10 protein-coding genes and 1 pseudogene are annotated in these 12,259 nt (G+C 56.9%); 7 read left to right on the top strand and 4 right to left on the bottom strand.

Annotation, left to right across the window (positions count from 1 at the left end):
- Nucleotides 1–11: 11 nt before the first annotated feature.
- The 4 genes and pseudogenes from QPL94_RS04110 (at nt 12) to QPL94_RS04095 (ending at nt 2,808) form a co-directional block, all read left to right on the top strand.
- Complete coding sequence (locus QPL94_RS04110) at nt 12–932, top strand: LysR family transcriptional regulator (protein ID WP_285355701.1); 921 nt, start codon at nt 12–14, stop codon at nt 930–932.
- Nucleotides 933–1,222: 290 nt separating this feature from the next.
- On the top strand, nt 1,223–1,525 hold the full coding sequence (locus QPL94_RS04105; protein WP_285355699.1) for a type II toxin-antitoxin system TacA family antitoxin: 303 nt from the start codon (nt 1,223–1,225) through the stop codon (nt 1,523–1,525).
- Nucleotides 1,497–2,027 (top strand): GNAT family N-acetyltransferase, encoded by a 531-nt coding sequence (locus QPL94_RS04100; protein ID WP_285355698.1) that lies wholly within the window; start codon nt 1,497–1,499, stop codon nt 2,025–2,027. The genes QPL94_RS04105 and QPL94_RS04100 overlap by 29 nt, the downstream gene beginning before the upstream one ends.
- A 166-nt stretch (nt 2,028–2,193) precedes the next feature.
- Nucleotides 2,194–2,808: pseudogene (locus QPL94_RS04095) on the top strand (tyrosine-type recombinase/integrase).
- A gap of 247 nt (nt 2,809–3,055) precedes the next feature.
- On the opposite strand, the gene QPL94_RS04090 reads toward QPL94_RS04095, so the two are convergent.
- Nucleotides 3,056–4,327, bottom strand: coding sequence for a D-amino acid dehydrogenase (locus tag QPL94_RS04090; RefSeq protein ID WP_285355697.1), 1,272 nt, complete (start codon nt 4,325–4,327; stop codon nt 3,056–3,058).
- Nucleotides 4,328–4,344: 17 nt separating this feature from the next.
- Nucleotides 4,345–5,175, bottom strand: a complete 831-nt coding sequence (locus QPL94_RS04085; protein WP_285355696.1) for a polyphosphate kinase 2 family protein — start codon at nt 5,173–5,175, stop codon at nt 4,345–4,347.
- A gap of 128 nt (nt 5,176–5,303) precedes the next feature.
- Between QPL94_RS04085 and QPL94_RS04080 the strand changes: the two genes are divergently transcribed.
- The 3 genes from QPL94_RS04080 to QPL94_RS04070 all read left to right on the top strand — a co-directional run bounded on the left by QPL94_RS04080 (nt 5,304) and on the right by QPL94_RS04070 (nt 9,002).
- Nucleotides 5,304–6,113: a TatD family hydrolase gene (locus QPL94_RS04080; RefSeq protein WP_285355694.1), complete on the top strand. Its 810-nt coding sequence runs from the start codon at nt 5,304–5,306 to the stop codon at nt 6,111–6,113.
- Nucleotides 6,110–7,318 (top strand): HD-GYP domain-containing protein, encoded by a 1,209-nt coding sequence (locus tag QPL94_RS04075; RefSeq protein ID WP_285355692.1) that lies wholly within the window; start codon nt 6,110–6,112, stop codon nt 7,316–7,318. Before QPL94_RS04080 ends, QPL94_RS04075 begins: the two co-directional genes overlap by 4 nt.
- A 70-nt stretch (nt 7,319–7,388) precedes the next feature.
- The gene (locus QPL94_RS04070) at nt 7,389–9,002 is read left to right on the top strand and encodes a Na/Pi cotransporter family protein (protein ID WP_285355690.1); all 1,614 of its coding nucleotides are present in this window, start codon (nt 7,389–7,391) and stop codon (nt 9,000–9,002) included.
- Here the strand turns inward: QPL94_RS04070 and QPL94_RS04065 are convergent.
- Nucleotides 8,972–11,251 carry a diguanylate cyclase domain-containing protein gene (locus QPL94_RS04065; protein WP_285355689.1) on the bottom strand — a complete coding sequence of 760 codons (2,280 nt, stop codon included), beginning with the start codon at nt 11,249–11,251 and terminating at the stop codon, nt 8,972–8,974. The two genes, QPL94_RS04070 and QPL94_RS04065, sit on opposite strands and share 31 nt — an antisense overlap.
- Nucleotides 11,248–12,207, bottom strand: coding sequence for an ABC transporter substrate-binding protein (locus tag QPL94_RS04060; protein ID WP_285355688.1), 960 nt, complete (start codon nt 12,205–12,207; stop codon nt 11,248–11,250). Before QPL94_RS04060 ends, QPL94_RS04065 begins: the two co-directional genes overlap by 4 nt.
- Nucleotides 12,208–12,259: the final 52 nt, after the last annotated feature.

The raw sequence follows: 12,259 nt of genomic DNA, 5'->3' as shown, positions 1-12,259 counted from the left end.
GACTGATCGTTATGGATAAATTGCGGGCAATGCGAATGTTCGTTCGTGTGGTAGATGCCGGTAGCTTCACCAGCGTGGCCAACGAGCTGAACGTGACCACGTCGATGATCAGCAAGGAGATCGGACGACTGGAAGAGGACTTGGGGGTGAGGCTGCTGCACCGCTCGACCCGGGGCCAACAGCTGACGTCAATCGGCGAGGGCTACCTGAAACGCTGCCGGGAATTGCTGGTTCAGGTAGACGACGCAGACGCCTACGTGCAGCACATGCAGGAAAACCCGCGCGGTAAATTGCGCATCAACGCGCCCATGGCGTTGGGCATTACCGACCTGTCCCAACTGTTCTCTGCGTACATGAAACAATACCCGGACGTGGAGCTGGACATACAGCTGGGAGACGAAAGTCTGGATCTGATCGAGCATGGCTTCGATCTGGGATTCCGGGCGTCCAGCCAGATGCTTGATTCGAATTATGTGGGCAAACCACTGGTCAGTTTTACCTACAAGGTGTGCGCGTCAGCCAGCTATCTTGAAAGCCACCCGCCCATCCGGGAGGTGGAGGACCTGGCCGCCCATAACTGCTTTGTGTACAGCTATTTCAAGTCGGGAAATTTCTGGCCGCTTAATCAGGGTATCACCGTCGCAGGCTCCCTAAAGGTGAACAGCACATTGTTCATGAAACAGGTGATTGAGGATGGGCTGGGCATCGGCTTTCTCCCCAGCTTTGTGGCCAGGGAGGGCATCGAACAGGGCAAGCTGGTGGAAGTGCTGCCAGAGGTAGGCCGCCCGGACCTTACGCTGTATGCGCTCTATCCAAACCGGCAGTTTACGCCGCCGAAATTACTCAGTTGCATTGAGTTTCTACAGTCCTGGTTTCTGTTCAGGAATCTGGACGAGGGGGGCTTCAATGACTCGCTGCAGCACCCCGACTGAGGGCGTAAAACTGATGAAGTCGAGGTGCGCGGCTATTGGATTTGCCCCGATACGCATGGCGTACGACGGCCTCAAACGGGGATTTGCGAGTCGGTTCTGAACGTCCGCTTTGCGACCTGTGCAGCTGAGCACCTTATGAATTGCATGTGCCAAATTGGCACACCAAGTTGATCAGGGCAATTAAGTATGCCAACATGGCACACGTAGATTGGGTCCGTCGAATCACTTTTTATCAAGGAAGAGGGTTTTCTTGGGTTCCAGTCGAGCCTATCCCACCATCGGTGAAGAATATGATGAACACACAAGGTAAAGACACTCGCTTGGTCGCCCGTGTTGATGAAGAAACGCAGAGACTTATTGCTCATGCAGCAGAGTTAACAGGCCGCAGCTTGAGTCAGTTCCTGATCTACGCTGCAAAGAAAGAAGCACAAGAGGCCGAGCGTCAGGCGCTACAAATTCAGGTTTCCCGGCAAAGTGCTGATCTTATGCTGGAGCTGCTGGATAACCCTGAGCCGATTAACCCAAAGCTTCGGGAAGCTGCATTCAACCACAGGAAGTTGGCTGGTGACTTTAAGAACCGAAGAAATCAGTAAAAAACACAATCGGCGAAAGTTTGACTGCGGTAAACCTGCACTCAACGAGTTCTTAAAGAAAATTGCCCGGCAAAGCAGCCAGAAGATGGCGACACGGACTTATGTACTGATTGAAGATGAGGTCGACCCGACGGAGATCCTAGGTTATTACACTCTTCTTCCCAGCACCGTTGTCTTCCCCCAGGGGCATCCGCTGCAAAAGCGGTTTCCGTCGGATCCGCCGGTTTACCGGCTGGCACGGCTTGCGGTTGATAACTCTGTGAAAGGATATGGATTAGGAGCATACCTGCTGATCGAGTGCCTGAGGCGGGTTGTTGATGCGTCGATTTCAGTTGGAGGTATAGGCTGTGCGGTAGATGCCAAAGACGGCGACTCAAAAAGATTCTACGAAAAGTTTGGATTCGTTGCTATTGATGCCGTTGAGGGTGACTCCTTAGCTCTTTGGCTACCTTTTGAACAATGTCTCGAAGCCGTTGAACTCTCACAGACAAGTGGACGGTAGTCGGGTTCTGCCCCGTTACTGCGGATCTTTCTAAAAAGAGACGGAATTTCTCCCGGGGGAAGTGTTGGTTTATCCGCCTGAACGTTCGCTTTGCGATCGTTGGCCAACAGAAAACAATTTTCTGAACCATACTTAAAGGCCCTTACCCTCCAAAGAGGGCCACGCCATGACATTTCCAATCACCAAAGCTCCCTGGAACAAGGGAAAGCTCGTTGGCCAGAAGTTACCGCTCAAACTCGAACAAATATAGGCTATCCGCATTCGGTTGGAGATTGCTAAGAACATCCGAGAGCTGGCGATGTTCAACATGGCGATTGATTGCAAACTCCGATCCTGCGATATGGTAAAGCTCTTGGTTCGAGATATTTCCAGAAACGGTGAGGTTTTGGATCGGGCGCAAGTCATCCAGCAGAAAACCAGTCAGCCTGTTCAGTTTGAGATAACCAAAAAGACTCGCGAATCGGTCGAGGCGTGGATCGAATTTCGCGGACTATCAGGTATGGATTATTTATGGCCGAGCCGGATGAGAAAGTTTGACCACATCACTACTCATCAATATGCCCGTATCGTCAAAAAGTGGATTGCCAGCATTGGGCTTGATTCTTCCGTCTACGCCACTCACTCAATGAGACGAAGCAAGGCAACATTGATCTACAAGAAGACCAAAAATCTTCGAGCAGTCCAGTTGCTATTGGGGCACACAAATATGTCCAGTACCGTGAGATACCTTGGTGTCGAGGTAGAGGATGCTCTGGAGATCGCTGAGAGCATTGAGATCTAAATGCGTAATTTGTTTCCTTGGTACCTGGATGCCGCAGACTCTGCCAGCTCCAGTCGATGATTACCTTCGGGTTTCGATCAGGCTCCTCCAGTCCTAGACAACTGTGAACTCCGGGAGCCGTTCCGGGGGCCTCTCCCAAGATCGTCGAAAACATGGATGTTTTCGTCGAGCGTACAGGGACGTATTCACAGCGTATCTTGGGAGAGGCCCCCGGAACGGCTCTTCCTCCAAGGTCAAAGAACAAAAATCACTCGGCAAACCTCCCGGGCCGAAAAGCATCCAGACACACAGCAGGCTCCTCGCCATCGATCAGTTGGGCAACCACATCCGCACTGCCCGCCGACAGGGTCCAGCCAAAGGTACCGTGACCGGTATTAAGAAACAGGTTCTCCCGCGGCCCGCGGCCGATAATCGGGGGCCCATCCGGCGTCATGGGGCGAAAGCCGGTCCAGGTTTCGGCAGCCATAAGGTCGGCGCAGCCCGGAAAGCGGGATTCCACGGATTTGCGGATGGTGGCCAGCCGGGCCTTGGGAATATCACGGTTGAAGTCAGCCAGTTCCACAAAGCCCGAGGCGCGCAGGCGATCGCCCAGGCGGGTAGAGACCACCTTGTAATTGTCGTCATGGACGGTGGAAACCGGCGCCTTTTCAGGGTCTGCCAGAGGCACCGTGAAGCTGTAGCCTTTGACCGGGTAAATAGGCAGCTTCAGTCCCAGCTGGCGGGTCAGTTGGCCTGACCAGCAGCCGGCACAGATCACCACGGCGTCCGCCTCCAGGGTTTCTGCTTTCCCGTCCTTGTTGCGGGCGACAACGCCCGTTACCCGGTTTTCATCGGAGAGCAGATGTTCGGTCTCGGTGTTGTAGCGCAGGCTTACCCCCCTGGACTCGCAGGCTTCGGCCAGGTCGCGGGAAAAGAGATGGCAGTCGCCGGTACCGTCGGTATCGTAGCTCAGGGCGCCATAGAGAGGGCCATTACCGGTCATTCCGGGTTCGGCTTCGCGAACCTGCTCGGGTGTCAGTATCCGGGACGCAATGCCGAGTTCGTTAAGCAGCTGGTGAGTCTGACGGTAACTTTCGAGAGCTTCCGGTGTACTGGCCAGATGGAGGAGCCCCTTGTGATCACCATCGAAGTTCAGATCCAGTTCCTGTTCAAGTGCCAGAAAGCGTTGGCGACTGTGGATGCCCAGGCGGAGCATTGCGCGCTTGTTGAGGCCGAACAGGCCGGGCGACCTGGCATAGCGCAGGCTGGCAATGACGAACTTGAAGGTTTCCACGGAGGGCGGCACCCGTAGCTTCAGGGGGCCATCCCGCTTGAAGATCCAGGGCAGAGCCTTGAGAACCATGGCCGGGTCAGCCCAGGGATAGACCACACCGTAGGAGCGCTGGGCGGCATTGCCCTTGCTGGTCTCGTTTCCGGCAATCCCGTGGCGCTCCAGCACCGTGACCTGGTGGCCCCTGCGATTCAGCTCATACGCCGTGGTCATACCCACTACGCCGCCACCAATTACAATAATGTGCATTTGCCTCTCCATTTGCTTTACTTCACGCCATTTTTGGCTAACAGGCGCCGATACTCCTTCAGCACGCCCTTGTCCTCATTCGGGTACTCGGGAGCCAGCCGTTCCAGCTGCTCCGCCAGCACAGCTGCAACAATGGCCCGGGCCTGGGGTTTCCGGTCACCGGGCACAATGAACCAGGGTGCCTCTTCCGTGTGGGTCGCTGCCAGGGCCTCTTCGGCGAATTCCTGGTACTGATCGCGTTTTTCCCAGCCATCGATATCGGATTGATCGAACTTCCAGCGCTTGCGGGGCTTGTCGAGACGTTTGAGAAGGCGCTCACGATGCTCGTCCTCGGACAGGTTGAGCCAGATCTTGATCACCGTCGTGCCCTCTTCCACCAGGTGGCTCTCGAAGTTCCGGATGGACTGGTAACGGTTCTTCCAGTTATAGCTCTCAGGCTCGTGAACCGGCCATACCCGCTCGGCAATCACCGCCTCATGATGGCTGCGGTTGAACGCCACCATTTCGCCAAAGCCCGGCAAAAACGGCGTTACCCGCCAGAGAAAGTCATGGCGGGTTTCGGCACCCTGGGGCCGGCTGAAGGACCAGGCATGGAAGCCGGCCGGATCAGCGTAGGTTGCCAATGTGCGGATCAGGCTGTCCTTGCCACTGGTATCCGGTCCGTGGACGACCAGCAGCACGGCTCTGGCCCGGTTTGCCCACAACCGGCGCTGGTATTCACCAATCTGTTCCAGACTGGCTTCCAGCCCTGGCAGTTTCTGGTCATCGTGCAGCAGGGTCGGGTAATCCCGGAACCCGGGTTTCTTCGGGTCGAAAAGAAACGAACTGGCAAACGCCGACAATTTCATCAGTGGCTCCGTGCAACTTCCTATGGCGGTAATACAGGCCAACAATCGGACTAACTGATAGACTCGTAAAACCAAATGTTCAGAATAGCAGCCATTACTGCGGTTGCGTTGGAGTGTAGTAGCAGGAAATGAGTAAAAAACGTCGCGAGATTCCCGTATTTGACCATCCGATCATCGAAACCCACTGCCACCTGGATTACCTCAGGGATCGCCCCCTGGAAGAAACCCTGGCCGAGGCGCAGCGGGTCAATATCGAGCGGGTGATCACCATCGCCGTATCACCGGAAAACCTGGCTACAGTGCGTGAACTGAGCCAGGCAGCGCCATGGGTGTATGGCACGCAAGGGGTTCATCCCCACGATGCCGAAAAATATTCCGATGCCGCGGAAGCGGAGATCCGCGCCCACGCCTGCGACCACAAGATCGTGGCAGTGGGCGAGATCGGCCTGGATTACTTTTACGACAATGCGGACCGCGATGTTCAACGTGAGGTTTTCCGCCGCCAGCTCCAGATCGCCTGCGACACTGATCGCCCCGTTGTTATCCACAGCCGTGACGCCGACGACGATACCATCGCTATCCTGAAAGAGTTCGAGAGCACCCTCAAGCGTCGGGGCGTGATCCACAGCTTCACATCCGGCCCCGGGCTGGCACAGTATGCGCTGGATCAAGGCTGGTGCCTTGGTTTTAACGGCATCACCACCTTCAACAAGGCAGAAAACGTGCGGGACATCGTACGTATGGCACCGATCGAACAGATCCTGCTGGAAACCGACTCTCCGTTCCTGACCCCGGTTCCCTACCGTGGCAAGGAAAATGCGCCTTTCTATATTCCTTTTGTTGCCGAGAAAATCGCCGAAGTGAAAGAACTTCCGCTGGAGGACGTATTGGCTAAAACCTACGACAACAGCCTGAGAACATTCTTTCCCCGCCAATGATCAAACGCATCCCCGTTTCGGCCCTCAGGGTTGGCATGTACATCACCGACCTGAACAACGACTGGATTCCTCACAATACCCAGCGGCGCCGGGGTGTGATCAAAAAAGAAGAAACCATCGAGACAATACGCCGGCTTGGTGTGGACTACGTTTATATCGACGTTTCCAGGGGCCTGGATGCCCAGGATTCGGAACCGGCCCATGAAGTGGACCGCCGCAATGAAATGGCCCTGCAGAAGGCGGGAGAACTGAGCCCTGGCGTCTACAAGCGGGTCTCCGTAAGCGAGGAAATGGTGTTTGCCCAGCAGGTGCACAGTCACGCCCAGGGCCTGGTAGGCAACCTGATGAACAATGTGAAGATTGGCGGAGCCATCGACATAGCCCCCATTCATCAGCTGGCCGACGAACTCCAGAGCTCCATTTTCCGCAATGCCAATGCCCTCAGTTGCCTGGGTCGCATCCGTGCAAAGGACAACTATCTGCTGGAGCACTCTGTCAATCTGAGTGTGCTGATGTCCCTGTTCGGCAACTACCGCAAACTTTCGGCAGATGCGTTGCACCAGACCATTGTCGGCGCCCTGCTACACGATATTGGCAAGATACTCACCCCGGACGAAATTCTTCACAAACCGGGCCGGCTGACCCCGGAAGAATTCGAGGTTATGAAAGCCCACGCCCGACACTCCCGGGATATCCTGACAGCTACCGAAGGCATCGGCGAACTGGCCATCATGACGGCAGCAGAGCACCACGAGCGGCTCGATGGAAGCGGCTACCCGGAAGGACTCAAAGGGGAGGAAATCTCAGAATACGGGCGCATGGTGGCCATCACCGATGTCTACGACGCCATCACCTCGGACCGGGTCTACCACAAAGGCATGACGCCAACCCAGGGCCTCAAGAAGCTGCTGGAGTGGAGCAACGGGCACCTGGACCCGGCCCTGGTGAAAGAATTCATCCGCTGTGTGGGCCTCTACCCCATTGGCTCCCTGGTACTTCTGGAAAGCGGGCGCCTCGGGGTTGTTGTGGAAACCAATGATGACGACCAACGGCTGCCTGTGGTCCGGGTGATGTACAACACGCGCTTCCGCTTGCCGATTACCGTTGAGAGCATTGATCTGGCAAAGCCCGGCACTCAGGACCGAATTGTGCGATCCGTCGATCCAGAAGAGTACAGGATCGATGTGCGGAAGTTTCTTGCCTGACGAACCCTTGCCTGCACCGGGTCTCTGCTAAGCTCACAGTAACTCCACTTCGAGACTCATAAACCAGTAAATGATAGCGACCCTTTTCCAGATTCTGGGCGGCCTGGCCCTCTTCCTGCTGGCCATGGAAATGATGACCAACGGTCTCAAAAGCGCTGCCGGGCATCATCTTCGCCACATGCTGGGGCATTGGACCAAAACCCCGCTGCGCGGCCTCGCAGCCGGCTTTCTGATCACCGGTCTGGTCCAGTCATCGGGTGCGGTAACCGTGGCCACGATTGGTTTTGTGAACGCAGGTCTGCTGAACCTCAGCCAGTCCCTGGGGGTCATTTTTGGTTCCAATATCGGGACTACCATGACCGCCTGGCTTGTCAGTCTGGTAGGATTCGGCTTCAACATTGAAGCCATTGCTCTTCCGATTCTCGCCGCAGGCGTGGGACTCAAGCTGGTCTCAAGCAATCCACGCAGTCAGTCCCTCGGCGAAGCACTGGCCGGATTCGCCCTGTTTTTCCTTGGCCTGTCTATCCTCAAGTCCTCCCTGGAATCCTTCACCGGGGGGCTGGACAACAGCATCCTGCTGCAAAACGATTACGGTTTGCCCGCGTTCATGTTGATCGGCTTTCTGGCGACAGTCGTGACCCAGTCCTCGAGTGCTGCTCTGGCCATCGTCCTGACGGCCGCAGCCGGCGGCCTGATACCCCTGAACAATGCCGCGGCAGCCGTTATCGGTGCAAACCTTGGTTCCACCTCAACGGCCGCCCTGTCAGCTCTGAAAGCCACAGCCAATGCCCGCCGCCTCGCCGTCGGGCATATCCTGTTTAATGCGGTGACCGGTCTTATTGCGCTCCTCATTCTGCCGCTGATGCTCTGGACCGTGGCATTACTGGCAGACTGGTTGTCGCTTGATGCCAATGTTGCGGTTTCCCTGGCGCTGTTCCACACCCTGTTCAATGTACTAGGGGCCTTTATCATGCTGCCGTTTACCCCTGGCTTTGCCCGCTTTCTGGGGCGGCTGTTTCGCAGCAAGGAAGAAGATGTCGCTGAGCCGCGGTTTCTGGATAACACACTGATTACCACGCCAGAGCTTGCGGTGGGTGCTGTTGATCAGGAGATGAAACGACTTATCGACCTCAACCGCGGGCTCCTGCGCGTATGCCTTGATCGCGAGGATCTGAAGCCGGCGCAAATACGCCCGAAATCCGATAGTTGCCTGAACCTCAACCAGTCAATTACCGACTACATCTCCAGGCTCCGTGCGGAGAAAATGCATCCGGCCACGGTCGAGGCCCTGACCCGGTCGATTCTTACCTGTCGCTATCTGGCCGAAGCCACGGGTCTGGCGCCCGCCCTGTTGCAGTTGAGAGAAGCCCGGAAATTGCCCCAACTGGCCTGCCTTTCCGGGCAGCTTGAAGAGTATGTGGAATTGCTGAGAGCACTGGTGTCGGCAAAAAAAGCCGCACCGGTAACCTATAACGATACCGAGAAGACCTATCACATGCTCAAATCACGCATGCTCGCCATGATCGTCAAAGGAGAGCTCTCGCCAATTGCCGGAGAGCGAACCCTGGACACCCTGAGCTCGGTGCGGCGGCTCTGCGACCAGTGGTCTAAATCCCTTGCCTGGCAGCCAGCCACGGAGCTGCTCAACGGCTCTCAGGCAGAGGGAGTGGAAAACCCGACGTAGCGGTTACGGCCCTGATGCTTGGCCTGGTACATGGCCTGATCCGCCTGGCGCAGCAGCTGGTCACCATCCAGATCGTCGGCTTGCGGGAACAGGGTGTAGCCAATGCTGGCCGAGACTTCCACGCTGTGATTGGCAACCCAGACCGGTTCTGCTACCCGGGCCAGCAGGCGTACCAGTAGGCCCTCCAGTGCATCCTCTTGCTGGACGTTGATTACGATAGCCGCAAACTCGTCACCCCCCAGCCTGGCCAGAGTGTCTTCTTCCCGGAGTACGGCCCGCATCCGTGAGGCAATTTCAATCAGCAACTGATCGCCCGCCTCGTGACCGAACGCATCATTCACCGGCTTGAACTCGTCCAGATCAATGTACACCACAGCCAACTTGCCACCCTGGCGGCGGCTCAAGGCCATGGCCTGTTGCAGCCGATCAGAGAACAGGACCCGGTTCGGCAGCCCCGTCAGAGCATCATAATGAGCCATGACCCGCAGCTTCTGCTCCTGTTCCTTGAGCCGGCTGATGTCGCTGAAAACACCCACAAAGTGGGAAACCTCACCATGATCCCCGCACACACTGCTGATGGTCATTGCCAGAACCAGGGGGTCGCCATTGTGGTGCTTACAGGAGAACTCCCCCGTCCAGAAGCCCTGGGTTCGGGCGCTGGAAAAGACACCGCTGCCCTCTTCCAGCGGCAGCGGTGGCAAACGACCAATGGCCCGGCTCTGGGGCCTGCCGGTGATCTGCTGGTACGCGTCGTTCGCATCGATCAAGATGCCGTGGCTATCGGTAATGAAAATCGCCTCCCGGGCATGATCGAAAACACTCGCCGCCAGGCGTTGGCGCTGTTCAGCCCGTTTCCGCTTTGTGATGTCGTACAGGGAACAGAGAATAACGGGCTCGATTTCATCGTCCCCCTGAACCGGTGCCAGGGTCATATCAACCCACACCTCGGATCGATCGGAGCGTTGCAATACCCACTCACACTGCTCTACAAAACCACCTCTCACCCGAACCAGAATCTGCTCCAGCTTCTGCCGGGAAATCTTTCCGTCGGGTTGCACTTCCGGTGAAAAGGCTTCAAGACTCTTGCCATAGAGTGACGCATTTGAGGCGTATCTGAGCAGGTCGACTGCGGCGCGATTGGTATTTACAAAGACGCCATCCCGGATCAGCAGCGCCGGTTGTGGCCAGTCACCAATCAGCCGCCTGAGCCGTTTCTGCTGAGTCGCCAACTGGCGCATACTCCTGCCAAGCCAAAGGGAACTGCCAAACAGCAACATAACCAGAACGACAATGGTAAAGACCCAGACCCGATACTGGTGCAGGACATCCACCCAGGTCACCTGTGGCACCTGGTCGTAAGGCGGCACACGCAGTGTTCGGGCCAGGTACTCGACCGACTGGTAATCGGCAGCTGGTGAGAACCCGGTAATACCCGCCGCTATGGCCGCTTCATCTTCCGGCTCAATGGCAAACAGCGCCGATGCAACCCGGCGGACGTCTCGCTCATTAACATGGGGCAAAGCCACCAGTGGCCACTCGGGATAAAGCCGGCTGGACACGACATAGGGAAAGCCGGCCAGCGCCTGTCGGTTCACTACCTTTACCTGGGTAAGGATGGCAGGATCGGCCTGAGCCATCTCTTCCAGAATACTGGTGCGGATGAAGCCGACGTCCGAATCCCCCGACAGTACCGAGCGGACAACCCGGTCATGGGTGTCCACAAAGCGGACCCGATTCATCCGGCGGATATCGATGCCTGCGTCCAGCAGCTCCAGAGCCTGTGCCTGGAAACCACCGAGAAAATGCACCCCTGGCGAGGCAATACTCTTACCCCGAAGGTCTTCCAGGCCGCGAATGTCCTCCCGCCCCTTCACGGTAAAAATGACGCCACCCAGACTGGCGGTGGAGGTGTCTCCAGAGCGCCTGACCAGAGTCGCGAGCACACCGGTCAGGCTCCGCTCGCTACGTATCAATAGAAAATGGCTGGGGTTGGTGAGAAAGAAATCGAGCCTGTTCGCGGCAATCGCGCGGCTCATATTCTCCTGACTGAGCACTTCAAGTTTCACTTCCGCACCGAGTTCATCGGCGAGGTAGCGCACCAGGGGCTCATACCGTTCGCGCATGATGTTCTCGGGCCGATAGGCGAACACGCCGAACGTCAATGTTTCGCGGGCAGGGGCAGCGGTGGCTGTCAGACAGCTGGTGGCAAAAAGAATGACCAGTAAATAGGCATGCCCGCGCGTGCTCAAGTATTCCTCCGGGGCAGGAAGGCCGGATCGCACAGGTGCTGAAAATCGGGGGTGCTGGAAATCAGGCCCTCATTGACCATCAGGCGGGAAAGCGATCGCGCCATGGACTCCACCCGTCCCGATGCTGCCAGGTAGCGTTGGTTGGCGGCCAGGTCCGGTAGCATCACCGTGCCCAGAGCACTCTTCACGTTCTCTGGCAGAACCCCCTGACGGTTCGCAACCCGGTAAATGGCATCGTGCATGCTCCGGACAAGATGCCGAAGGCCGGCAAAATGAGCCGCAACGAGGTCACGAACCGCACCCGGATTTCTGTCCGCTGTGTCACGGGTCACCACGAGAACATCGAAAATGGTCTCCGGCATCTCGCTGCTGTCAAAGAGCCGGAATCCGCCCTCTCTCTCAATCGCCGATACCGTGGGCTCGTAGCCGACAGAGGCATCGATCTCACCGCGTGACCAGGCTGCTGAATGCTGGTTGACCGGCAGGTCCACGGTGACAATATCGTCCCGTGCAAGGCCCGCAACTTCGAGAATTTTCAGCAACAGGATGCCGGAGACCCCACTCAGCTCAACGGCTATCCGCTGGCCCCTCAGATCCGCCAGCTCTTCAATATGCGGACGGACAACCAGAACATCCGCGCCGGCAGATACATCGGCAACCGCCACAACCACCAGCTCTGCGCCCTGCGACCAGACCCTGATGGTTTCATCGAGAGTTAACGCTGCGCCGCCCAGCTCACCGGACAGCAAACCGTCCATCGAGTCTCTGGATGAGCTACCGGACCTGAGCACAACCGACTTCGGCATCCAGCCAAACTCCTCGGCCAGATAGAGCGGTTCATAACCAATCCAGGGGTGAATCCCGAAAGCCAGGGGCCCGGATTTGCTGCAGCCGGCCAATCCGGCCATAGAGAGACCAGCGGCTATCGAAAAACCAAGAAAATCACGGCGCTGCATCGGGTGTCCGGGCAAATTGGTGTTAATTAACTTTTGTCAATAAAGCCAGCTT

Source organism: Marinobacter sp. SS13-12 (assembly GCF_030227115.1).
Taxonomy (GTDB): Bacteria; Pseudomonadota; Gammaproteobacteria; order Pseudomonadales; family Oleiphilaceae; genus Marinobacter.
The sequence above is the reverse complement of the archived record's forward strand: the minus strand, read 5'-3'. Positions and strand labels throughout refer to the sequence as shown.

Coding starts and splice junctions, on each gene's coding strand:
- QPL94_RS04110 (WP_285355701.1), top strand. CDS start 12: ATGGATAAATTGCGGGCAATGCGAATGTTCGTTCGTGTGGTAGATGCC.
- QPL94_RS04105 (WP_285355699.1), top strand. CDS start 1,223: ATGATGAACACACAAGGTAAAGACACTCGCTTGGTCGCCCGTGTTGAT.
- QPL94_RS04090 (WP_285355697.1), bottom strand. CDS start 4,327: ATGCACATTATTGTAATTGGTGGCGGCGTAGTGGGTATGACCACGGCG.
- QPL94_RS04085 (WP_285355696.1), bottom strand. CDS start 5,175: ATGAAATTGTCGGCGTTTGCCAGTTCGTTTCTTTTCGACCCGAAGAAA.
- QPL94_RS04080 (WP_285355694.1), top strand. CDS start 5,304: ATGAGTAAAAAACGTCGCGAGATTCCCGTATTTGACCATCCGATCATC.
- QPL94_RS04075 (WP_285355692.1), top strand. CDS start 6,110: ATGATCAAACGCATCCCCGTTTCGGCCCTCAGGGTTGGCATGTACATC.
- QPL94_RS04070 (WP_285355690.1), top strand. CDS start 7,389: ATGATAGCGACCCTTTTCCAGATTCTGGGCGGCCTGGCCCTCTTCCTG.
- QPL94_RS04060 (WP_285355688.1), bottom strand. CDS start 12,207: ATGCAGCGCCGTGATTTTCTTGGTTTTTCGATAGCCGCTGGTCTCTCT.